At 54.2% G+C, this 21729-nt stretch carries 22 protein-coding genes and 1 pseudogene; 12 read left to right on the forward strand and 11 right to left on the reverse strand.

Annotation, left to right across the window (positions count from 1 at the left end):
• Window positions 1-105: 105 nt before the first annotated feature.
• A complete protein-coding gene (locus tag FEM41_RS17830) occupies window positions 106-906 on the reverse strand; it encodes a transporter substrate-binding domain-containing protein (protein ID WP_138097529.1) in 801 nt (266 codons plus the stop codon).
• A gap of 177 nt (window positions 907-1083) precedes the next feature.
• Here FEM41_RS17830 and FEM41_RS17835 point away from each other — a divergent pair, with 177 nt between their 5' ends.
• Together FEM41_RS17835 and cui are read left to right on the forward strand one after the other, a co-directional pair.
• Window positions 1084-1332: a hypothetical protein gene (locus tag FEM41_RS17835; protein ID WP_138097530.1), complete on the forward strand. Its 249-nt coding sequence runs from the start codon at window positions 1084-1086 to the stop codon at window positions 1330-1332.
• 288 nt (window positions 1333-1620) lie between these two features.
• Window positions 1621-2000, forward strand: a pseudogene (gene cui / locus FEM41_RS25200) (colicin immunity protein Cui).
• Between the two features lie 131 nt (window positions 2001-2131).
• On the opposite strand, the gene FEM41_RS17850 reads toward cui, so the two are convergent.
• Both FEM41_RS17850 and FEM41_RS17855 read right to left on the reverse strand, forming a co-directional pair.
• Complete coding sequence (locus FEM41_RS17850; protein ID WP_138097533.1) at window positions 2132-3208, reverse strand: hypothetical protein; 1077 nt, start codon at window positions 3206-3208, stop codon at window positions 2132-2134.
• A 348-nt stretch (window positions 3209-3556) separates the two neighbouring features.
• Window positions 3557-4420: a DMT family transporter gene (locus FEM41_RS17855; protein WP_138097534.1), complete on the reverse strand. Its 864-nt coding sequence runs from the start codon at window positions 4418-4420 to the stop codon at window positions 3557-3559.
• 123 nt (window positions 4421-4543) lie between these two features.
• On the opposite strand from FEM41_RS17855, the gene FEM41_RS17860 reads away from it, so the two are divergent.
• Window positions 4544-5962, forward strand: a complete 1419-nt coding sequence (locus FEM41_RS17860) for an aminotransferase-like domain-containing protein (RefSeq protein ID WP_138097535.1) — start codon at window positions 4544-4546, stop codon at window positions 5960-5962.
• On the opposite strand, the gene FEM41_RS17865 is transcribed toward FEM41_RS17860, so the two are convergent.
• Together FEM41_RS17865 and FEM41_RS25075 are read right to left on the reverse strand one after the other, a co-directional pair.
• Entirely contained in the window at window positions 5959-6672 is a 714-nt protein-coding gene (locus FEM41_RS17865) for an NAD-dependent epimerase/dehydratase family protein (protein ID WP_206665531.1), read from the reverse strand. The genes FEM41_RS17860 and FEM41_RS17865 overlap by 4 nt on opposite strands.
• Entirely contained in the window at window positions 6669-6944 is a 276-nt protein-coding gene (locus FEM41_RS25075; protein ID WP_206665532.1) for an NAD-dependent epimerase/dehydratase family protein, read from the reverse strand. Before FEM41_RS25075 ends, FEM41_RS17865 begins: the two co-directional genes overlap by 4 nt.
• 146 nt (window positions 6945-7090) lie before the next feature.
• Here FEM41_RS25075 and FEM41_RS17870 point away from each other — a divergent pair, with 146 nt between their 5' ends.
• Window positions 7091-7996, forward strand: coding sequence for a LysR family transcriptional regulator (locus FEM41_RS17870; protein ID WP_138097536.1), 906 nt, complete (start codon window positions 7091-7093; stop codon window positions 7994-7996).
• A gap of 2 nt (window positions 7997-7998) precedes the next feature.
• Here FEM41_RS17870 and FEM41_RS25080 read toward each other — a convergent pair whose 3' ends face one another.
• From FEM41_RS25080 to ulaG, 3 genes are all read right to left on the reverse strand, one after another.
• On the reverse strand, window positions 7999-8133 hold the full coding sequence (locus FEM41_RS25080; protein WP_277752975.1) for a hypothetical protein: 135 nt from the start codon (window positions 8131-8133) through the stop codon (window positions 7999-8001).
• Between the two features lie 92 nt (window positions 8134-8225).
• Complete coding sequence (ulaR, locus tag FEM41_RS17875) at window positions 8226-8981, reverse strand: HTH-type transcriptional regulator UlaR (protein ID WP_138097537.1); 756 nt, start codon at window positions 8979-8981, stop codon at window positions 8226-8228.
• Window positions 8982-9099: 118 nt separating this feature from the next.
• Window positions 9100-10164, reverse strand: coding sequence for an L-ascorbate 6-phosphate lactonase (ulaG, locus tag FEM41_RS17880; RefSeq protein ID WP_138097538.1), 1065 nt, complete (start codon window positions 10162-10164; stop codon window positions 9100-9102).
• 365 nt (window positions 10165-10529) lie between these two features.
• Between ulaG and ulaA the strand changes: the two genes are divergently transcribed.
• The 8 genes from ulaA (at window position 10530) to FEM41_RS17920 (ending at window position 17766) form a co-directional block, all read left to right on the forward strand.
• Complete coding sequence (gene ulaA / locus FEM41_RS17885) at window positions 10530-11930, forward strand: PTS ascorbate transporter subunit IIC (RefSeq protein ID WP_138097539.1); 1401 nt, start codon at window positions 10530-10532, stop codon at window positions 11928-11930.
• Window positions 11931-11942: 12 nt separating this feature from the next.
• A complete protein-coding gene (gene ulaB / locus FEM41_RS17890) occupies window positions 11943-12248 on the forward strand; it encodes a PTS ascorbate transporter subunit IIB (protein WP_138097540.1) in 306 nt (101 codons plus the stop codon).
• A 9-nt stretch (window positions 12249-12257) separates the two neighbouring features.
• The gene (gene ulaC, locus FEM41_RS17895) at window positions 12258-12725 is read left to right on the forward strand and encodes a PTS ascorbate transporter subunit IIA (protein WP_138097541.1); all 468 of its coding nucleotides are present in this window, start codon (window positions 12258-12260) and stop codon (window positions 12723-12725) included.
• 13 nt (window positions 12726-12738) lie between these two features.
• Window positions 12739-13389, forward strand: coding sequence for a 3-keto-L-gulonate-6-phosphate decarboxylase UlaD (gene ulaD, locus FEM41_RS17900; protein ID WP_138097542.1), 651 nt, complete (start codon window positions 12739-12741; stop codon window positions 13387-13389).
• A gap of 9 nt (window positions 13390-13398) precedes the next feature.
• Entirely contained in the window at window positions 13399-14253 is an 855-nt protein-coding gene (locus tag FEM41_RS17905) for an L-ribulose-5-phosphate 3-epimerase (RefSeq protein WP_138097543.1), read from the forward strand.
• Window positions 14253-14939, forward strand: a complete 687-nt coding sequence (locus FEM41_RS17910; protein WP_138097544.1) for an L-ribulose-5-phosphate 4-epimerase — start codon at window positions 14253-14255, stop codon at window positions 14937-14939. Before FEM41_RS17905 ends, FEM41_RS17910 begins: the two co-directional genes overlap by 1 nt.
• Window positions 14940-15337: 398 nt before the next feature.
• Entirely contained in the window at window positions 15338-16957 is a 1620-nt protein-coding gene (locus FEM41_RS17915; protein ID WP_421805470.1) for an alpha,alpha-trehalase, read from the forward strand.
• Between the two features lie 266 nt (window positions 16958-17223).
• The gene (locus tag FEM41_RS17920; RefSeq protein WP_138097545.1) at window positions 17224-17766 is read left to right on the forward strand and encodes an Ail/Lom family outer membrane beta-barrel protein; all 543 of its coding nucleotides are present in this window, start codon (window positions 17224-17226) and stop codon (window positions 17764-17766) included.
• A gap of 109 nt (window positions 17767-17875) precedes the next feature.
• Here the strand turns inward: FEM41_RS17920 and betA are convergent, their stop codons facing one another.
• From betA to betI, 3 genes are read right to left on the reverse strand one after another with little or no spacing between them, the layout of a single operon-like run.
• Complete coding sequence (gene betA, locus FEM41_RS17925) at window positions 17876-19564, reverse strand: choline dehydrogenase (protein ID WP_138097546.1); 1689 nt, start codon at window positions 19562-19564, stop codon at window positions 17876-17878.
• 24 nt (window positions 19565-19588) lie between these two features.
• On the reverse strand, window positions 19589-21061 hold the full coding sequence (gene betB / locus FEM41_RS17930) for a betaine-aldehyde dehydrogenase (RefSeq protein WP_138097547.1): 1473 nt from the start codon (window positions 21059-21061) through the stop codon (window positions 19589-19591).
• A gap of 2 nt (window positions 21062-21063) precedes the next feature.
• Entirely contained in the window at window positions 21064-21669 is a 606-nt protein-coding gene (gene betI, locus FEM41_RS17935; protein ID WP_138097548.1) for a transcriptional regulator BetI, read from the reverse strand.
• Between the last annotated feature and the right edge of the window lie 60 nt (window positions 21670-21729).

Here is a 21729-nt window from a genome sequence, read left to right on the forward strand (position 1 = left end):
GGAAAATCAATTTATTGATTTTCGGCAGCTCAACCACAAAGAGGGAAAAACCACGTTTTTTCCCTCTTTGTCATCAACCTGAGGCGCGCGTAAGGCGCGCCTTTTTTACTTCTGCGCCGTCGCCAGCGCTGCATTTTCCGGCATCCTTAACTGCCACTTCTTAGCCAGCTTCTCTTTATCATCGCCCTTCAGCCAGTCGTTAATGCGCGCCAGCAGTTCGCTATTGCTCTTTTGCACCATATAGACCTTATGGCTCTCAGTACCGGCGAACGGCTTGCGGGTCGCCATGCAGATAATTCCCGGCTCCTGGTGATGGTAATAATCCCCTTCGATCAGATCGGTAAACATTACATCTGCTCGTTGAGAGCGCAGCGCCTGGAGGTTATCGACGTTATTTTTCACCCGAATCACCTGGGCATTGTGGATATGCTCATTAACAAAGCTTTCATTGGTGCCGCCGGGGTTAACCACCACCTTCACGCCGGAGCGGTCAATCTGGCGCAGGGTGCGCAACCAGCCGCTGCGATCGCAGTTGGCAATGGCGATTTTACCGTTAGGCACGACCGGCGATGACAGTCCAAAATCCGCTGCCCGTCCGGGCGTGGCCGTTACGCCGCCCATTGCCACATCAAACTTATCGGCAGCCAGATCCTTAGAAAGTGTGGGCCATGAGGTCAGCACAAAACTCACTTTCAGCCCCATGGATTCCCCCAGGGCTCTGGCCATATCGATATCAAACCCCTGCAAAGTGCCGCTATCGCCGCGCCAGGCCAGCGGCGCGTAGTCTCCCGGTACGCCAACCTTCAGGGTTCCGGACTGTTCAATCGCTCCCAGGCTGCGAGCCTGAGCCCCCGAAGCGGTAATAAGCAGGATGCAGGCAATCAATGATATGGAAACAGGTTTCATGAGGCAGTCTCAATAAGCAAAGGTAAATGGATTGTTAACTAAAGCGCCGCTAAAGGAAAGCGCCCTGCGCAGCGTTACCCTTTTCGCCTGCAAACTTCGCTATCCCGACTATGGTTAAGGTTGGGGGGCGTCTGTTCGGGGCGGCCCGGAGCATCCGTATAAAGAGAAGGAGGCAACATGGCAAAGTACCAGTTCGATAATGTGGATACCGACGTCGATCTCGATGCGGAAAATCTGGCCTACGCCCTCAGCGCTGCGGTGGAGGTACTGGCCTCCAGCATTGCCGGGAATTCGCCGCAGAAAAAAGAAGAGATTCTGCGCAAATTCGATATCGCAGTGAAAAAGAACCAGGACGAAGATTGCCATACTGAGCTGGCCTGGCTGGCCCAGTCCACCAAAGTCACGCTGCTGGGTGATGATGACTAATCCGTTAGCGCGCCGCCAAGGCGCGCTGCCCGTTCAATGCTCTCATAATACCGGGCTCGGCGCCATCTTGTTATCTGTACACTTTCCATTCATAATGCACAGGCCCACTTCGACCGACAGATCATAAAGAAAAGGAACTCATTTATGTCTGATAAAAATATAGATAACAGGCGTGCAAATAACATTTTATATATATCAGCGGTTGTTGGCATACTCCCCTTGCTGGCGATTTACTTTTTATATATCTACAACCCACAATCGCCTTTATGGTATAGCGTTTTTAATAGCATGCAGGATATACCCTCAATAACGTCAGACTTCAATCCCTTGATGACTAAAGCTATGGATCTATACTGTAAAAGCGCGCTTTTACTTGCGATCTTTTTCTTTCTTGTACAACTAAGATACAGAAAAATAGATAAAATAACTGACAGAAAAAAGATTCTGCAAGCATGTGTGCTCAGTCCTTTTTTTACGGGTTGTATGCTTACCTGGTTTTGAGGGGGAATCTTGAATTAACTATTGCAGGAAGACCCGCAAGATATCTATCAGAAAACAATTTCACCTTATTGATTTTTTATTCATTGCTGTATATTGCCACACAGGTTATGACTTTCGGTATATGTTCCTGCCCCCTACTGGCACACAGGCTCTGGAAGGAAAGGTAGCACCATGGCGCTGATTGTGGCGAACGTTAAACGCAGGTTGCCCCGCTATCGTCACCGACAAGCGCTGCCTCATATGCCAGACGATACTGCTGTATCGGTCAGAGAAATCGGACTGTGAAACCATGAAAAAGTTATGATTTTAAAATAATCTCCATATCTTTCTTTAATTCATATGTTTTGATTTTTATATGATTTTCATTAGCCCTTGATAAAATGTATTTCATTTCATAATAAGGCGGCTTTACTTTGCAATCTAACCTGTATGAATACCATCCCCCCTCATAAGGAAGAAATGCCCTATACTTCCCTTCAGATACAAGCATAAACCTGGCCCCCTTGTAATTATTTAACAGCCTATATTCTCCACCACAATAAAACCTCTCAACTGAATCCATTTCGATAGTTTGTGTGAATATAAAATTGTTAATTAACAGCTCATTTTTATAGTAACAAAACAACAGGATTACAAATGAAAAGAGTGCTGGCATCAAAATAGGGAGAGAATCATATCTAACATAAAAAACGTTTTTAAACCTGCTGTTTCTTACTGATATGGTTTTCCCTTCATGTATCAGTAAAGTAATATTAACTAAAATCATCACAGCCATTGCTAATGCCATCACCAAAATAATAAAATAGGAATATATTGTCATTTTCGTTGATGCCTGGGAAAATGTTATATCCATATACCCCATAACCTGGCTAATTGATACATTCAGAATTAGAAATGAACACAGTAGCCAGATTGCTCGCCCACACCAAACAATCATTTTCTTTTCTTTTTCCAGAAAATCAGAAGTATTTAATATATACATCTGCATAGCGACATAAAAAAACAAGAAATGTATCAATAAAAAAATAAATGCGTAATCCATTGCCGAAGCAATATAACTACCGACAAAAGTACAAACAACGATACAAAGAGTCAGAATAGACACTGCATACATTAAAAAAACAGATATTGCATACTTACTGCTTTTTCGGTATTTTTTTATTCCTTTTGTGTTTTTACTTTTGTATCTTTTATCTAAAAAAAGAATATCATATCCAATAATGAATAAAGTGCAAATTCCAACTGAAAAAAACACTCCCATTGATGCATATGGAGATCCAAACGGAATGAATAAGGAAAAAGACAAAGCGAATAGTAATGAGTGATGCAAAAACACTCTTCGTGTTGTTTTTATTTCCTTTAGCCTAATAAGCATGATTAAGTTTCCCACATAACTTAAAAACCCAAGAGATATCAATGCACAACCGTCTGCTACAGAAAATATACCACTATAATTACATATTCAATATGTTTATAGAATTTAGGTATTTATCCATACTTTCAATAAGAATAAATGGTAGTCAAACCTTAGAGTTTCCTGGGATCTGCCAGAAAAATAGAATGATAGCGCCGAAATCCACTTCTGATGCCAGTAGATTTACCCCTACTGCATTCCTCCCCCTCTGAATAACGATTTCCACATCCCGGCAGCCAGAAAATCTCCAGCCCAACATCAAGAATACCAGGTGCCGATGCGCCGCCAGGGCGCGCTGAACGCATCCAGTTAGCGGGCAAAACGACGGGCACCGGCCACGCACAATACCGCGCCAAGGCTTACGGCGACCATGCCCCAGTTGACCTGTTCGTGCAGCAACAGGCTGGCCAGCCCCAGCGCAATAAAAGGCTGTAGCAGTTGCAACTGACCTACCGCCGCGATTCCCCCCTGCGCCAGCCCCCGATACCAGAAAATAAAGCCGATCAGCATGCTGAATGCGGAAACATAGCCCAGCCCAATCCAGGCCGGAACGCTAACGTGGCTGACGCTATCCGGCAGGGTCAGCAACATCACTGGCAGCATCAGCGGTAGTGCAATCAGCAACGCCTGGCAGATGGTTTGCCAGCCGCCCAGCCGTCGCGACAGCGTTGCCCCTTCCGCATAGCCCAGACCGCAAACAATAACGGCCGCCGCCATTAACCCATCGCCGCGCAACGTGCCGCTTCCGCCATTCAGCAGCGCATAGCCAGTCACCAGCGCCGCACCCGCCAGCGAAAAGAGCCAGAACGCGCTCCGGGGGCGTTCGCCGCCGCGCAATACGGCAAAGAGCGCCGTACAAAACGGCAGTAGCCCCAGGAAGACAATAGAACGCGCGGAAGAGATTGACTGCAAAGCCAGCGCCGTCAGTAACGGGAATCCCACCACCACGCCCGCCGCGGTGACAATCAACGGAATGATGTCGCGACGTTCAGGCCGCTTCTCGCCCATCCCCACCAGCAGGGCGCCCGCCAGCGCGGCGGCGATCACCGCCCGGGCGCCCGTCAGAAATAGCGGATCGAAATCCACCACTGCCGCCCGGGTCGCCGGTAGCGAACCCGCAAAAATCACCACGCCTGCCAGGCCATTTATCCAGCCGCTGCGTCTGTTTTCCATATTCCCCTCCGTTCAGGAGTCGCCAGTAAACCATGGCTCCGCAGCTGCTAAACAGTGACAATCCAGTACAATTTGACCAAACTGTACTGCTATAGATTCCAGAACAGTTCAGGAGAAACTGCGATGCCGCCGCGCCAGACCCGTATTACCAGCGTGATGGAAGAGATTCAGGCCCGGATAGCCTCCCGTGTCTGGCAGCCCGGCGCTCGCCTGCCTTCGGTACGCACCCTTGCCCGGAGCCGGAATCTGTCAGTATCGACCGTGGTGGAAGCCTACGAGCGTCTGGTTGCCGAAAACCTGATCGTGGCCCGCCCGGGTTCCGGATTTTACGTTGTCGGTCCGACGGCGCCGCTGACGCTCATGCAGAGCGATCCCACGGAGCGCGAAATCGATCCGCTGTGGATTTCGCGCCAGTCGCTGGATGCCGGGCAAACGGCTCTTAAACCCGGCTGCGGCTGGCTGCCGGAAAGCTGGATGTATGAAGAGGGATTGCGACGCGCCCTGCGTTCAACGGCCCGCGGTCATACGCCATTGTTGACCGACTACAGCCCACCAGCGGGCCACCCGGAACTGCGTCAGTTGCTGACCCGTCGCCTGGGAATATCAGGCATTCAGATTCCCCCCCAGCAGCTAATGCTGACCGAGTCGGGCACTCAGGCGATCGATCTGATCTGCCGCTTTTTGCTGGAGCCAGGAGACACCGTTCTGGTTGATGACCCCTGCTATTTTAATTTCCACGCCCTTCTTCGGGCGCATCGGGCGAAGATTGTCGGTATCCCATGGCACAGCGATGGTCCGGATCTACAGGCTTTCGATGCAGCGCTGCGCCACCACAGGCCGCGCCTCTATATCACCAATTCCGGTATCCAGAATCCCACCGGCGCCACGCTATCGCCCGCGATCGCCCATCGTCTGCTTAAGCTTGCCGAAGCGGCTAACCTGGTGGTGGTCGAGGATGATATTTTCGCCGATCTTGAACACAGCCCGGCGCCCAGGCTGGCGGCATTCGACGGCCTGGAGCGAACTATCGCCATCGGCAGCTTTTCAAAAACCGTCTCCGCCTCGCTGCGCTGCGGCTTTATCGCAGCGCGGCGCGACTGGCTGGAAAGTTTGATCGATCTGAAAATCGCCACCAGTTTCAGCGGCGGCGGACTGGCGGCGGAGGTTCTGCTGAGGGTGTTGACCGACGGCGGTTACCGGCGCCATATGGACGCCTTGCGCGCCCGCCTGAGTCTGGCCATGGAGCGGGCCATCGAACGACTGGCGCCGCTGGGCATTACCCCCTGGCTCATTCCGCAGGCCGGTATGTTTCTCTGGTGCCAGTTGCCGCCGGGTATCGATGCGGAATCCCTGGCCCGGGAATGCCTTACAAATGGGGTGATCCTGGCGCCGGGCAACGCCTTTAGCCAGTCGCGTAGCGCCCAGCGCTTTGTGCGATTTAATGTGTCGCGCACCGATGAGCCACATCTGTATCATGTTCTGGAACACGCGCTCCATCACCTCTGCCGCTCGAACCATGGCGCGGATTGTGGCGAACGTTAAACGCAGGTTGCCCCGCTATCGTCACCGACAAGCGTTGCCTCATACGCCAGACGATACTGCTCCAGGCCCTGGACAAATGAGGGACGACGAGTCTGCCAACCGGTTACGCGACGAATTTTGTCAGAGTCGACCCACTGCCAGAAATTGGCCAGGCCGTGAGCGGAGTTAAAGTGATCTATCTTTCCCTGCTCCGGGGAAACAAACTGTAGCGCCAGCCCGTAACTGCGGGCCAGGGCTTCGCCAATTTGCCGTGCCGTCTCATAGCGGGCATTCGAGATGTTAAACACCTGATTCACAACCTGACTTCGGTCAGGATGTTCCGCCAGCATGACGTAGGCTTCTGCGCAATCATCCACGTGGCAGGCGTGCATGACGGCATTGGGATCGGCCATCAGCGAGAGCGTGCCCTGACTATTCGCCGCCAGGCAGAAAAGCGCGCCGTAATAGCTCGATGAGTGCCCATAGACAATAGTCGGGCGTAATATCACGACATCAAAGGGCGTCCGGCGCTTATCAAGAAGGTTGCTGCACAGGTTGCTACGGGGGATCAGCACATCCGGCGGATTTATCGGGCTATTTTCGCTATGAGGAGCCAGCGCCGGATCGCTATGCTTTTCGCTCATCCTGCCGTAATCTTTGCATCCGCTGGAAAACATCACAAGAGTACGGACGCCCAGGGCCTCACTGGATGCAACAAGCGCATCCATCATGGTACGAACTTTAGCAAGATGCCCGGCGGCGTCATGCTGATTTCGGTGTTCGACACGATGACATCGAACGCCACATCGCTTATCTGCGCCATAAAGGTGAGATTTTCCGGAGAGCCGACAACGGGAAATATCTCCTGCCGGGCCAGTTCCTGGGCCAACTCAGGGCGTCGAATCAACCCATAGACTTTCCACCCGGCCCGGCTGAAAGCCTTTGCAACCGCATTGCCGATATAACCGTTAGCTCCGGTGACCAGAACGTTTTTTTGATTCATGTGGTTCTCCTTAAATGGATTACGCCGTCATTGCTTGTGTATGGCACAGCATGCATGCCATATTTTTCTTCAATAACAGCCTAACGCTTTAATTAGGGAATTTGCGTCCCCAGACCGGGGCGTAACCCTGCAAGGTGGGAGTAAAGATGGAAAAGCTGGCGGATATCGGAGCATTACAGGCCTTTGTGGCCGTTGCTGACAGCGGTTCATTTGTGGAGGGAGCGCGGCGGGTTGGCCTTTCCCGCTCTGCGGTGGGTAAATCTATTGCGCGACTTGAAGAGTTGCTGGGAGTCCGGCTGCTTCACCGAACCACCCGCAGGATCGGCCTGACGGCGGATGGACAACTTTTTCTTCCTAAGGCAATGCAGATCCTGACCGACCTGGAAGAAGCGCAGACAGAGATTCAACGCGCCGGGGCAGTCCCCCACGGCGTTTTGCGGCTAACGGCGACCGAAGCTTACGGACGTCAGGTGATTCTGCCCATTGTGGCAAGTTTCCTTGAGCGCTGGCCAACGGTTTCTGCGGAAACTCAGTTTACCGATCGCGTCATCGATATTGTGGAAGAAGGATACGACGTTGCCATTCGCTTTGGCGCCCCTTCCGTATCGTCCGATCTTATTATGCGTGTGGTGGCTCGCTCGTCCGCACAGCTATGCGCCTCCCCCGATTACCTGGCCCGCCGGGGAACGCCAGAGTCGATTGACGAGCTGGCGAATCATCAACAACTGGTATCCGGCTCGCGCCACCACCAGCGCACATGGATTCTTCAGACCCGCGCAGGCTCCCCTGTTTCCGTTGCCATAAAACCTTTTCTGCTCAGCGATAACGCCAGCGCGCTGCGCGATGCCGCGCGATCGGGACTGGGTATCGCCTGTCTGCCACGATTTTTGATTGAACGGGATATTGAGCAAGGGATATTGCGGCCCGTACTGGCGGAATATTCAACGGCGGAATTTCCTGTCTGCGTGGTTTACCCCACCCGCCGCCAGCTTTCTCCCAGGGTCAGGCATTTTATTGACTGGCTGGTCGCGCAGCTTAGTCCGTCAGTGTAGCGTCACGCCCTGGACGACTGGCAGCGAAACGCCTGCTTTTGTCCGGCACGATCGATAACCAGGGGAATATGCCCGGTTCTCCCCATATCGACATCAGCGCGGGAAGTGCTGCCCTTTTCCGTACGCTGAAACGTCATAATGCGGGTATCCGCATCTTTTTATGGGTTTGACGGTCAATGATGTAAAAAACACGTTAAAAAAATAATTCCTTGTCTGCGAAAGAGGTTATTTAAACGCGGATAACCAATAAGCCCAGTTTTTCAAGCTGCCTGAGGATAGCTTCATCGGCCTGTTTTCCGGTAATCACCAGGTCTATTTCCCCTGCCTGGCTGAACAGCATCCCGGCGCGTTCACCCACTTTGCTGCTATCGACCAGTACCGCGAGTTTACCGACGACGTTAAGCATTTTTTGCTCCGCCATCGCCGTCAGCATATCGGTTTTATACAGCCCTTCAGTGGTTAGCCCTTTGCCGCTGGTAAACATCCAGTGCCCGGCATACAGGCTGTTTTCGCTGCCCTGCGGACTCAGGGTGATAGAGTGGCTGCGGTTATACTGCCCGCCCATAATGATGACACTGTCGTGTTCCTGATCGATAAGATAGTTGGCCAGCGGCAGATAGTTAGTAATGATCTGTACGGGTTTACCGCACAGCTCCTGCCCAAGCAGGAAGGCGGTAGAGCCACAGTTAATGACGATGCTTTCGCCGGGATTCACCAACTGCGAAGCCGCATGCGCAATCCGCACTTTCTCATCGTGGTTTTGCGCCTGATGAATATTCAGTGGTGACCAGCGTGGGCGCTGCTCGCTGATGGCTTCTGCGCCGTTGCGGACTTTTTTCAGCTTGCCGCTTTCGTCGAGTTTATTGATATCGCGTCGAGCCGTCGCCGGAGAAATTCCCAGCCGGGAAATCATCTGCTCCACGGTGACAAATCCCGTTTGTGCCAGCAAATCCAGTAAAATTTGATGTCTTTGCGCTTCCGTCATGAGCAAATCCGATTAAAAGTGATAAGCAAAGATAATATTTGAAATCAGGTGAAAATACTAATGCTGGCGGAGATAATTTCCGGCAGGCGGTCAACGATTACCGCCTGCCGGAGAAGCATTACAGGAAGGACTTGAAGGGCAGATCCGGTTCTATGGTGAAGCAGTCATCGAATCCGCGCGGATAGTGGTATTCGAAGTTGTCTTTATCCAGCGGCCAGGTAAATTTCCCGCCAACCTGCCAGATAAAAGGCTTAAAGCCATATTTCAGCCGGTTTTTTTTCATTTCCCACAGAGCTCGGATTTCCTGCGGATCGGCCTGGAAGTTTGACCAGATATCGTGGTGGAGCGGAATAACCACTTTGGTATTCAGCGACTCGGCCATGCGCAGGATATCGGCGCTGGTCATTTTGTCGGTAATACCGCGCGGATTTTCACCGTAGGAACCCAGCGCCACGTCGATCTGATGCTCGTTACCGTGCTTCGCATAGTAATTTGAATAGTGAGAATCGCCGCTATGGTAGAGGTTGCCGCCCGGCGTTTTGAATAGGTAGTTCACCGCGCGCTGATCCATTCCGTCAGGCAGTACGCCCGCGGCTTTTTGATCCGCAGGTAAGGTGATCAGGGCGGTACGGTCAAAAGCGTCGAGCGCGTGAATTTCAACATCTTTTATTTTTACGACATCGCCCGGTTTTATCACGATGCAGCGCTCTTTCGGCACGCCCCAGCTAATCCACAGGTCGACGCAGGTTTGCGGGCCGATAAACGGTACGTCATCGGCGCAGTTCTGCATCACGGCGGCAGCCACGTTCACATCAATATGGTCATTATGATCGTGGGTAGAGAGCACGGCGTCGATCTGGCGAATGGCGAACGGATCCAGAACAAAGGGAGTGGTGCGCAGATTTGGCTGGAGCTTTTTCACGCCCGCCATGCGCTGCATCTGGTGGCCTGTTTTCATCAGCGGGTTGCCGTGGCTTTGCTTGCCGGTACCACACCAGAAATCGACGCAGATATTGGCCCCGTCTTCGGATTTCAGCCAGATGCCCGTACAACCCAACCACCACATGGCAAAGGTGCCAGGCGCTACCTGCTCTTGTTCAATTTCTTCATTCAGCCAGCTACCCCACTCAGGAAAAGTATTCAGGATCCATGATTCACGGGTGATGGTTTGCACTTTACTCATTTATTTACCCCTCACGCATTATCAAAACCAATCATAATGTGATCTATTTTGACGAATACTGGCATTGTTTGTTCAGAATTGCAATCCTGAACTTTACCCTTTATGTGAGTATTCATAAGGAGCAAAACGAGGATGATACGTACCTGATGATATGCGAGTGATTTTATTTAATTGATTTATATACAATATTTACTGATTTTTGAAAATGAGAATTAATATCATAACGGATTAAAAGATTATTTGCAGCGCGCGTCACATTTAATCAAACGCAATCTTGTTGTGATTACTTTTGATTATTAAAGTGTTCGCAACAATAAAACCTGGGCGTAGCGTGCGTTCGGAGCTTCCACCTTCTGGAGTGTGTTATGGAGATTCTCTACAACATCTTTACCGTGTTCTTTAACCAGGTAATGACCAACGCCCCATTGCTGCTGGGGATCGTGACGTGCCTGGGATATATCCTGCTGCACAAAAGTCCCGGCGTCATTGTTAAAGGGACGATTAAAACCATTATTGGTTTTATGTTGCTGCAGGCCGGCTCCGGCATTCTGACCAGCACCTTTAAACCGGTAGTGGCGAAAATGTCTGAGGTTTACGGCATTAACGGCGCTATCTCCGATACCTACGCATCAATGATGGCGACCATTGAGCGCATGGGCGATGCCTACAGCTGGGTGGGCTATGCCGTGTTGTTAGCTCTGGCGCTGAATATTTGTTACGTCCTGCTGCGGCGCATTACCGGCATTCGCACCATCATGCTGACCGGGCACATCATGTTTCAGCAGGCGGGGCTGATTGCCGTCTCTTTCTATATCTTTGGCTACCCGATGTGGACGACCATTATCTGCACGGCGGTGCTGGTGTCGCTCTATTGGGGCATCACCTCTAACATGATGTACAAGCCAACCCAGGAAGTCACAGACGGCTGCGGCTTTTCCATCGGACACCAACAGCAGTTTGCCTCCTGGATTGCTTATAAGGTTGCGCCGTATCTGGGGAAAAAAGAGGAGAGCGTTGAGGATCTTAAGCTGCCAGGCTGGCTGAATATCTTCCATGACAACATCGTCTCCACGGCCATTGTGATGACCATTTTCTTCGGCGCGATTTTGCTCTCCTTCGGCGTCGACACCGTACAGACGATGGCGGGCAACACCCACTGGACAGTCTATATCCTGCAAACCGGTTTCTCGTTTGCGGTGGCGATATTCATTATTACCCAGGGCGTGCGCATGTTCGTGGCCGAGCTTTCTGAGGCGTTCAACGGTATCTCTCAGCGCCTGATTCCTGGGGCCGTACTGGCGATTGACTGCGCGGCGATTTATAGCTTTGCGCCAAACGCCGTGGTCTGGGGCTTTATGTGGGGCACCATCGGCCAGCTGATCGCTGTCGGCATTCTGGTGGGCTTCGGCTCTTCCATTCTGATTATTCCGGGCTTTATCCCGATGTTCTTCTCGAACGCCACCATCGGTGTGTTTGCTAACCACTTTGGCGGCTGGCGCGCGGCGCTGAAGATTTGTCTGGTGATGGGGATGATTGAAATCTTTGGCTGCGTCTGGGCGGTGAAACTTACCGGTATGAGCGCCTGGATGGGGATGGCGGACTGGTCCATTCTGGCACCGCCGATGATGCAGGGCTTCGCCTCTATCGGCATCACGTTTATGGCGGTCATCATCATTATTGCACTGGCTTATATGTTCTTTGCAGGGCGCACGCTGCGTGCTGAAGAGGACGCGAAAAAACAACTGGCAGATGCTTCTGCTCAATAAGGGGTTTTGACTATGACCGTACGTATTCTGGCTGTATGTGGCAACGGGCAAGGGAGTTCCATGATCATGAAGATGAAGGTGGATCAGTTTTTGACCCAGTCAAATATCGATCACACGGTGAACAGTTGCGCGGTAGGTGAATACAAAAGTGAATTGAGCGGCGCGGATATCATCATCGCTTCCACTCATATCGCCGGGGAGATTAGCGTCACCGGCAACAAATACGTGGTAGGCGTGCGCAACATGCTGTCGCCTGCGGATTTTGGTCCAAAACTTCTGGAAGTGATCAAAGAACATTTCCCCCTGGATGTGAAGTAAGGACGCCACATGAAATTACGTGATTCACTGGTAGAGAATAACTCCATTCTTTTACAGGCCGATGCCGGTACCTGGCAGGAGGCCGTAGAGCTGAGCGTTGATTTGTTAGTAAAAGCCGACGTGGTAGAGCCGCGCTACTACCAGGCCATTCTGGATGGCGTAGCTCATCATGGCCCCTATTTTGTGATAGCTCCCGGCCTGGCGATGCCGCACGGACGCCCGGAAGAAGGGGTCAAGAAAACCGGATTTGCGCTGGTCACGCTAAAAACTCCGCTGGTTTTTAATCACGAGGATAACGACCCGGTCGACATCCTGATCACCATGGCGGCCGTTGATGCCAATACCCATCAGGAAGTGGGCATCATGCAGATCGTCAACCTGTTTGAAGATGAAGCCAACTTCGACCGTTTACGCGCCTGCCGTACCGCGCAGGAAGTGCTGGATTTAATTGATAACGCCACGGCAGCGGCTGTTTAAAAGGAATAGCAAAATGTCATTACCTATGTTGCAGGTTGCACTGGATAACCAATCAATGTCTTCCGCATATGAAACGACGCGCCTGATTGCTGAAGAAGTGGACATTATTGAAGTCGGCACCATTCTCTGCGTGGCTGAGGGCGTACGCGCCGTTCGCGACCTGAAGGCGCTCTATCCCAACAAAATCGTGCTGGCGGACGCCAAAATTGCCGATGCCGGTAAAATCCTCTCCCGCATGTGCTTTGAGGCCAACGCCGACTGGGTGACCGTGATCTGCTGCGCGGACATCAACACCGCCAAAGGCGCGCTGGACGTGGCGAAAGAGTTTAACGGTGACGTGCAGATTGAACTGACCGGCTACTGGACCTGGGAACAGGCACAGGAGTGGCGTGAAGCAGGCATTCAGCAAGTAGTCTATCACCGTAGCCGCGATGCGCAGGCCGCTGGCGTGGCGTGGGGTAAAGCGGATATCAGCGCTATCAAACGCCTGTCCGACATGGGCTTTAAAGTCACCGTCACCGGCGGCCTGGCGCTGGAAGACCTGCCTCTGTTCCAGGGGATCCCAATTTATGTCTTTATCGCCGGTCGCAGCATTCGTGATGCGGCCTCTCCGGTAGAAGCCGCACGGCAGTTTAAGCGTTCTATCGCCCAGTTGTGGGGTTAAGGAGCGGCTATGTTGTCGAAACAAATACCGCTCGGTATTTATGAGAAAGCACTCCCCGCCGGGGAGTGCTGGCTGGAACGGTTAAGGCTGGCGAAAGAGCTTGGTTTTGACTTCGTCGAAATGTCGGTGGATGAAACCGACGCTCGCCTGGCGCGGCTTGACTGGAGCCGCGAGCAGCGTCTCGCGCTGGTCAGGGCGATTGCCGAAACCGGGGTACGCGTGCCCTCTATGTGCCTGAGCGCCCATCGGCGCTTTCCGCTCGGTAGCGAAGACGACGCGGTACGTGCACAGGGGCTGGAAATTATGCGCAAAGCGATTCAGCTGGCGCAGGATGTGGGAATTCGCGTGATCCAGCTGGCGGGCTACGACGTTTATTATCAGGAAGCCAATAACGAGACGCGCCGTCGTTTCCGCGACGGGCTGAAAGAGAGCATCGAGATGGCGAGCCGCGCGCAGGTAACGCTGGCGATGGAAATCATGGACTACCCGCTGATGAACTCGATCAGCAAGGCGCTGGGCTACGCCCACTACCTGAATAATCCGTGGTTCCAGCTCTATCCGGATATCGGCAACCTTTCCGCATGGGATAACGACGTGCAGATGGAGCTTCAGGCCGGAATGGGTCATATCGTGGGGGTGCATGTAAAAGACACGAAACCCGGCGTGTTCAAAAATGTGCCATTCGGCGAAGGGGTAGTGGATTTTGAGTGCTGTTTTGCGACGCTCAAACAGTGCGGCTACTGTGGCCCCTGGCTGATTGAAATGTGGAGCGAAACGGCTGACGATCCGGTCGCGGAAGTGGCGAAAGCGCGCGATTGGGTGAAGGCGAGGATGGCCAGCGCCGGTCTGGTGGAGGCAGCATAATGCAAACGCTAAAACGGCAGGTGTTTGAAGCCAATATGGATTTACCGCGCTACGGCCTGGTCACTTTTACCTGGGGTAACGTCAGCGCTATCGACCGGGAACGCGGGCTGGTGGCGATTAAGCCCAGCGGGGTCGCCTACGAGACCATGAAAGCGGACGATATGGTGGTCGTGGATCTGGAGGGGAAAGTGGTCGACGGGCGGTATCGCCCCTCTTCCGATACCGCTACACATCTGGCGCTGTATCGCCGCTACCCGAGTCTGGGAGGCGTGGTGCATACCCACTCGACGCACGCAACGGCCTGGGCGCAGGCGGGTCTGGCCATTCCTGCGCTGGGGACGACCCATGCAGACTACTTCTTTGGCGATATCCCCTGCACCCGGGCGTTGAGCCCCCGGGAAGTGGAAGAGGCTTATGAACTGAACACCGGCCGCGTGATTATCGAAACGCTGGGCGACGTTGAGCCACTGCATACGCCGGGAATGGTGGTCTATCAGCATGGGCCTTTTGCCTGGGGCAAAGATGCGCACGATGCGGTGCATAATGCGGTGGTGATGGAAGAGGTAGCGCGGATGGCGTGGATAGCACGCGCGATCAACCCGCAGCTGAAGCCCATCGATAGCTGGCTGATGGACAAACACTTTATGCGCAAGCACGGACCAGACGCCTACTATGGGCAAAAGTGAAGCATGTGCTCCGGAGTATTTTTTCTTTATGATTCCTCAACCAGCCTGCTCCGGAGCCATTGAGTGTATCTACACCGAGAAATATCAAAGGAGCGATATCTGACCCATTGAGTATGAACTTTCTGTATAAACCCACTATCACCGTACCGCTGCGTCATGAGGTTCTGGTTATCGGCAGTCTGAATTTTGTAGTCGGGTTAGCCCATGCTGGTTCAGGTTATGTTACAAAAAAGGCCCCGCGTTACGTCTGAAGCCTTCGGGAATTCAGGCGAATCCAACTCCCCCTCACCCGGTGAATGCTACGCTTAACAGGTAGCCGGGGCCTTGAGCCCCTGTATGACGACAGCAGTCCGGAGGTCATTATCACCATGCCCAACCAGAAATTAAACGTTGTGGGAATGTCGGAAGTGGATGCCGAAGAAGAGATTCTGTTTGAGCTCGACCCCTGCGAATTAAAACTGGATGCCATGATTGAAGCGGAGCCGGAACCGGAGATGATTGAGGGGCTACCGGCCTCCGACGCTCTGACGCCTGCGGATCGCTACCTGGAACTGTTTGAACATGTGCAGGCGGCGCGCATCTTTGTCGACAGCAAAACCTTTCCCGATTGCGCGCCAAAAATGGATCCGCTTGATATTCTGATTCGCTACCGTAAGGTTCGCCGCAAACCCGATTTCGATCTGCGCCGCTTTGTGGAGCAGCACTTCTGGATGCCGGAAAGCCATCATAGCGAATACGTCTCTAACCCCGATCATTCACTGAAAGAGCATATCGACAGCCTGTGGCCGGTGCTGACCCGGGAGCCGCACGAACATCTGCCCTGGTCATCGCTACTGGCACTGCCTCAGCCCTATGTGGTGCCCGGAGGCCGTTTCGGCGAGGCCTATTACTGGGACTCCTATTTCACCATGCTGGGGCTGAGCGAAAGCGGTCGCGACGATCTGCTGCGCTGTATGGCGGATAACTTCGCGTGGATGATTGAAAACTACGGCCATATCCCGAACGGCAATCGCACCTACTATCTGGGACGCTCCCAGCCGCCGGTGTTCGCGTTGATGGTGGAACTGTTCGAAGAAGACGGCGTACGGGGCGCCCGTCGCTATCTGCCCCATCTGCATATGGAGTACGCCTTCTGGATGGATGGCGCCGGGTCGCTCTCCCTGAACCAGGCTTACCGCCACGTGGTCTGTATGCCGGATGGCACGCTGCTCAACCGCTACTGGGACGACAGGGACACGCCGCGCGACGAATCCTGGCGTGAGGATGTGGAAACCGCCCTGCAGTCCGGGCGCCCTCCCGGCCAGGTCTACCGCGATCTGCGGGCAGGAGCCGCTTCCGGCTGGGACTATTCATCACGCTGGCTGCGGGACAGCGACCGGCTGGCCAGCATCCGTACCACCCAGTTTATTCCGGTGGATCTCAACGCCTTTCTCTACAAGCTGGAAACCACCATCGCCAATCTGTCGGCGCTGGAGAAGGACAAAGCAACCGAAGCGCAATTCCGCCAGCGGGCGGAGCTAAGGCGCGCCGCTATCACCCGCTATCTGTGGGACGAAGAGGCGGGCTGCTTCCGCGACTACGACTGGCGCCGCCAGCAGCCGGGCATCTTCTCGGCCGCCGGGATAGTGCCGCTCTACGCCGAACTCGCCACCCATGCCCAGGCGGAGCGCATGAAAACCGCGGTACAGGAGCGGCTGCTGACCCCCGGAGGCATCCTGGCCACCGAATATCAGACCGGCGAACAGTGGGATAAACCTAATGGCTGGGCGCCGCTACAGTGGATGGCGATTCAGGGCTTTAAGCGCTACGGTCATGACGATTTGGCGGATGATATCGCCCGCCGCTGGCTGAAGACCGTCAATCATGTCTATCGCAGCCACCATAAGCTGATTGAAAAATACCATATCGCTGACGCCATGCCCCACGAAGGGGGCGGCGGCGAATACCCGCTACAGGACGGTTTTGGCTGGACCAACGGCGTGGTAAGGCGGCTGATTGGCTTATACGGCGAGCCATAATAAAAATAAGCGGCGTGGCCTGATTGCCGCGCCGCTTATTTTATTCCCCTGCCCTTTCCCCGCTTTTATACAAAAAATGGCATAAAAGACAATAAGTGCGGTCATCAGCCAAAGGCGATAAAAATAGCATCAACAGAACATCAACGCCCGGGCATTAAAATTCAATACCATCACAAAATGTTAAACCTGAACCTGCCGCGCGTTACAAAATAAATACATCAACACCCGGATGATGTATCAATTAAAAAAGAAAGCAGAAGGTAATCATGATGAAAAAAATAACTTACGTATCCGCTATGGCCCTGGCGCTGGCATTAGGTTCCGTCTCAGTATCCGCAAATGCCGCAGCCGGTGATAGCAGCGCTTCATTAAGCTATGCGCAAAGCCACTTTAACCACAGCCACGGCGATGACGCCAAGGGCGCCCAGTTGCAGTACCGCTATGAGTTCGACGATAACTGGGGGTTGATGAGCGGTATTACCTATACCGGTAGCTCCTTTAGCGACAGCGCCCGCCATGGCGCAGGTGATGGACACGGTAACCACCACTACTTTTCGGTAAAAGCGGGTCCGACCTATCGTATTAATGACTGGGTCAGCGTCTATGGCGATATCGGTTATGGCTATGCGCGCAGTAAATATAATACCGCGCATAAACACAGCACCAGCGATGACTCCCTGTTTATTTACGGCGCAGGCTTGCAGTTTAACCCTTATCAGGACTGGGTTATTGATGCCGGTTATGAATACGGCGCCGCAGGCGATATTCAGGTTGGCACATGGAATGTGGGTGTAGGTTACCGTTTCTGATAATTTAAGTCGTATTAATAAAAAGGCAGGCGGTGTATGGTCTGCCTTTTTATTTATCTGGATAACAGGTAATAAAAAACCGGTCTGTATAAAAGACCAGTTTTTATTATCAGGAAGCCTTACGCATCGGCGCCTTGCGCACCGGCGCATCGCCCGCCACGTAGTATTTTGCCTCACTGCGCGGCAGGGGCTGATGGCCGCGAATACGGTCGGCAATTTTCTCGCCAATCATAATGGTGGTCGCGTTCAGGTTACCGGTGACGATTTGCGGCATAATAGAAGCATCCACCACCCGCAGCCCTTCCATGCCGTGCACCCGGCCCTGGTGGTCCACCACTGACATCTCGTCGCTGCCCATTTTGCAGCTACCGCACGGGTGAAATGCCGTTTCGGCGTGGTTGCGCACAAACTCGTCGAGCTGTTCGTCGGTCTGACACTCTTCACCGGGGCTGATTTCACGTCCGCGATATTTGTCCAGCGCAGGCTGGTTCATAATTTCACGGGTAATGCGAATCGCATCGCGGAACTCCTGCCAGTCCTGTTCGCTGGACATGTAGTTAAACAGGATGCTCGGATGTTCGTTCGGATCCCTTGATTTCAGACGTACCCGGCCACGGCTCGGCGAACGCATGGAGCCAACGTGGCACTGGAAGCCGTGCTCGTTCACTGCATTGGAGCCGTTGTAGTTAATGGCAACCGGCAGGAAGTGGTACTGAATATTCGGCCATTCGAACGCCTCGCGGCTGCGAATAAAACCGCCCGCTTCAAACTGGTTGCTGGCGCCGACGCCGGTACCGCCGAACAGCCATTCGGCGCCGATTTTCGGCTGATTCCACCACTTCAGGGCCGGATAGAGAGAGACCGGCTCTTTGCACTCGTACTGAAGATACATCTCAAGGTGATCCTGCAGGTTTTCCCCTACGCCTGGCAGGTCGTGAACCAGCGGAATCCCCATGCTTTGCAGGAAGTCCGCCGGGCCGACGCCGGAACGTTGCAGGATCTGCGGCGAAGCGATGGCCCCGGCGCACAGCAGCACTTCGCGCTTCGCCGAGGCCTGACTGATGATAGTGCTGCTTTCGCCCTCATAGAATTCGACCCCCACCGCGCGCTTGCCTTCAAACAGAATGCGGTCGGTGATGGCGTGGGTAATGATAGTCAGATTAGAGCGCTTTTTCGCCTGATCCAGATAGCCGCGTGCGGTGCTGGCGCGGCGTCCGGATGGCGTCACGGTGCGATCCATCGGACCAAAGCCTTCCTGCTGGTAGCCGTTGAGATCGTCAGTGCGCGGGTAGCCCGCCTGCACCCCGGCTTCCACCATGGCGTGGAACAGCGGGTTATTGCCGTTCTTCGGCGTGGCGACCGATACCGGGCCATCGCCGCCGTGCCAGTCGTTAGGGCCGATATCGCGGGTTTCCGCCTTGCGGTAGTAAGGCAGGCAGTCCAGGTAGCTCCAGTCGTCCAGACCGGGATCTTTGGCCCAGTTATCCAGATCCATCGCGTTGCCGCGAATGTAGCACATGCCGTTGATCAGCGAAGAGCCGCCCAGCCCCTTACCGCGACCGCACTCCATGCGGCGGTTGTTCATATAAGGTTCGGGATCGGTCTCGTAGGCCCAGTTGTAGCGCCGCCCCTGGAGCGGAAACGCCAGGGCGGCGGGCATCTGGGTACGAAAATCGAAACGGTAATCGGGGCCCCCCGCTTCCAGTAACAGAACCGTGGTGTCGCTGTCTTCGGTTAAACGGGTTGCCAGTACGTTACCTGCGGATCCGGCTCCGATAATGATGTAATCAAATTCCACGTGTCGCTCCGTAGGTTAGGTTAATCAAAAGACCGACTGAAAGCGGTCCATCTCCAGTTGGATAGATTTCACCCGGGTATAGCTTTGCAGCGTCATCAGACCATTTTCACGCCCGATACCGGAATGCTTATACCCGCCCACCGGCATTTCCGCCGGGGATTCGCCCCAGGTGTTGATCCAGCAAATGCCCGCTTCCAGTTGATGAATAATGCGGTGAGCGCGATTCAGCTCGCCGGTCACCACTCCAGCCGCCAGGCCGTAGTCGGTATCGTTAGCGCGGCGAACTGCCTCTTCTTCGCTGTCATAGCTGAGGATCGACATGACCGGCCCGAAGATCTCTTCCTGGACGATGGTCATATCATCGCGGCAGTCGGTGAAGATGGTCGGCGCTACCCAAGCGCCCTTTTCGAAAGCCGCCCCTTCCAGTGGGCCGCCGCCGCACAGCAGACGCGCTCCCTGAGCCTTGCCGCTTTCGATATAGCGCAGCACATTGTCGCGATGCGGGAAGCTCACCATCGGCCCGAAGTTGGTGGCCGGATCCATCAGATCGCCCGCCTTAATGCGCGCCACCCGCTCCAGCAGCCGCTGCTCCAGCGCATCTTTCATGGCCGCCGGAACGAAGACCCTGGTCCCGTTGGTGCAGACCTGCCCCGAGCTGTAGAAGTTGGCCATCATGGCGATGTCCGCGGCCAAATCCAGGTCAGCGTCGTCGCAGATAATCAGCGGCGATTTACCGCCCAGCTCCATGGTCACCTCTTTCAGGGTGGAGCCCGCCGCGTTCGCCATCACCTTCTTGCCGCTGGCGACGCCGCCGGTAAACGAGACTTTGGCGATGCCGGGATGTTCGGTTAGCAGCTGCCCGGTAACCGGACCGCGACCCGGCAGGACGTTAAATACCCCATCCGGCAGACCGGCTTCTTTGTAGATCTCTCCCAGGCGCAGCGCGCTCAGCGGCGTCACTTCGCTGGGTTTAAAGATCATAGCGTTACCCGCCGCCAGGGCCGGTGCCGATTTCCACAGCGCTATCTGAATCGGGTAGTTCCAGGCGCCGATACCGGCCACCACGCCCAGCGGTTCGCGGCGGGTGTAGACAAACGAGGTATCGCGCAGCGGGATCTGCTGGCCTTCCAGGGCCGGAACCAGGCCGGCGTAATATTCGAGCACGTCGGCGCCGGTAACGATATCGACGCTGGCGGTTTCGCTGAACGGCTTACCGGTATCCAGAGTTTCCAGGGCGGCCAGTTCGTCGTTACGGCTGCGTAAAATCTCCACGGCGCGGCGCAGAATACGCGAGCGTTCCATGGCGCTCATCGCCGCCCAGATTTTCTGGCCGCGACTGGCCGCCTCTACCGCCAGATTCACTTCCTGTTCACCCGCTTCGTGAACCTGAGCCAGCACTTCGCCGTTGGCCGGGTTGATGGTGTCAAAGGTGGCGCCGCTGTGGCTGGCCACGTACTGACCGTCGATCCAGATTTGTTGTTCTCCCAGGCGGGACATAGCTACTCCTGTCGATTGGGGCGGGCCTGCGCAAGCTGTTGACGAATAAATTGTGTCGTCAGCGTTTGTGCCGCCTCGCGGTTAAAGGGTTGGCCGCTCAGGGCGGCGCGCAGCCACAGGCCGTCGATTAACGCGGCCAGACCATAACCGGCCAGCCGCGCCTGCTCTTTTGGCAGTTCACGTCGAAATTCCACCACCAGAGTGGAATACAGACGCCGGTGACTCACCTCCTGTAATCGCCCCAGACCGTGCTGGTGCATGCTGCTGGCCCAGAAGGCCAGCCAGGCTTTGGTCGCTGCGCTGTGGATCTGCGTCTCGTCAAAGTTGCCGTCGACAATGGCCTTTAAGCGCGCTTCGGCGCCCGCTTGCGGCAATGCCTTAAGCCGGTCGGCCACCGCCTCGCGAAGCTGGGCGGTGATGTCGCGCATCGTCGCTTCCAGTAGTCCGTTTTTGTCGCTGAAATAGTGGCTGATAATGCCGGTTGACACCCCTGCCCGTCGGGCGATTTGCGCAATAGTGGCATCGTGCATGCCCACTTCGTTTATGGCGTTCAGGGTGGCGTCGATCAGCTGACGGCGCCGTATCGGTTGCATACCCACTTTAGGCATGACGACAACTCCTTCCATCATTTTCTGTTATCTATTTAATCGTTTTTTGATTGGACGTTC

The sequence above is a fragment of the Jejubacter calystegiae genome (assembly GCF_005671395.1).
Classification (GTDB): domain Bacteria; phylum Pseudomonadota; class Gammaproteobacteria; order Enterobacterales; family Enterobacteriaceae; genus Jejubacter; species Jejubacter calystegiae.

Excerpts from the sequence above, each read along its gene's own strand:
- FEM41_RS17830 (WP_138097529.1), bottom strand. The coding sequence starts at position 906 with ATGAAACCTGTTTCCATATCATTGATTGCCTGCATCCTGCTTATTACC.
- FEM41_RS17835 (WP_138097530.1), top strand. The coding sequence starts at position 1,084 with ATGGCAAAGTACCAGTTCGATAATGTGGATACCGACGTCGATCTCGAT.
- FEM41_RS17850 (WP_138097533.1), bottom strand. The coding sequence starts at position 3,208 with ATGCTTATTAGGCTAAAGGAAATAAAAACAACACGAAGAGTGTTTTTG.
- FEM41_RS17855 (WP_138097534.1), bottom strand. The coding sequence starts at position 4,420 with ATGGAAAACAGACGCAGCGGCTGGATAAATGGCCTGGCAGGCGTGGTG.
- FEM41_RS17860 (WP_138097535.1), top strand. The coding sequence starts at position 4,544 with ATGCCGCCGCGCCAGACCCGTATTACCAGCGTGATGGAAGAGATTCAG.
- FEM41_RS17865 (WP_206665531.1), bottom strand. The coding sequence starts at position 6,672 with ATGATGGATGCGCTTGTTGCATCCAGTGAGGCCCTGGGCGTCCGTACT.
- FEM41_RS25075 (WP_206665532.1), bottom strand. The coding sequence starts at position 6,944 with ATGAATCAAAAAAACGTTCTGGTCACCGGAGCTAACGGTTATATCGGC.
- FEM41_RS17870 (WP_138097536.1), top strand. The coding sequence starts at position 7,091 with ATGGAAAAGCTGGCGGATATCGGAGCATTACAGGCCTTTGTGGCCGTT.
- FEM41_RS25080 (WP_277752975.1), bottom strand. The coding sequence starts at position 8,133 with ATGACGTTTCAGCGTACGGAAAAGGGCAGCACTTCCCGCGCTGATGTC.
- ulaR (WP_138097537.1), bottom strand. The coding sequence starts at position 8,981 with ATGACGGAAGCGCAAAGACATCAAATTTTACTGGATTTGCTGGCACAA.
- ulaG (WP_138097538.1), bottom strand. The coding sequence starts at position 10,164 with ATGAGTAAAGTGCAAACCATCACCCGTGAATCATGGATCCTGAATACT.
- ulaA (WP_138097539.1), top strand. The coding sequence starts at position 10,530 with ATGGAGATTCTCTACAACATCTTTACCGTGTTCTTTAACCAGGTAATG.
- ulaB (WP_138097540.1), top strand. The coding sequence starts at position 11,943 with ATGACCGTACGTATTCTGGCTGTATGTGGCAACGGGCAAGGGAGTTCC.
- ulaC (WP_138097541.1), top strand. The coding sequence starts at position 12,258 with ATGAAATTACGTGATTCACTGGTAGAGAATAACTCCATTCTTTTACAG.
- ulaD (WP_138097542.1), top strand. The coding sequence starts at position 12,739 with ATGTCATTACCTATGTTGCAGGTTGCACTGGATAACCAATCAATGTCT.
- FEM41_RS17905 (WP_138097543.1), top strand. The coding sequence starts at position 13,399 with ATGTTGTCGAAACAAATACCGCTCGGTATTTATGAGAAAGCACTCCCC.
- FEM41_RS17910 (WP_138097544.1), top strand. The coding sequence starts at position 14,253 with ATGCAAACGCTAAAACGGCAGGTGTTTGAAGCCAATATGGATTTACCG.
- FEM41_RS17915 (WP_421805470.1), top strand. The coding sequence starts at position 15,338 with ATGTCGGAAGTGGATGCCGAAGAAGAGATTCTGTTTGAGCTCGACCCC.
- FEM41_RS17920 (WP_138097545.1), top strand. The coding sequence starts at position 17,224 with ATGATGAAAAAAATAACTTACGTATCCGCTATGGCCCTGGCGCTGGCA.
- betB (WP_138097547.1), bottom strand. The coding sequence starts at position 21,061 with ATGTCCCGCCTGGGAGAACAACAAATCTGGATCGACGGTCAGTACGTG.
- betI (WP_138097548.1), bottom strand. The coding sequence starts at position 21,669 with ATGCCTAAAGTGGGTATGCAACCGATACGGCGCCGTCAGCTGATCGAC.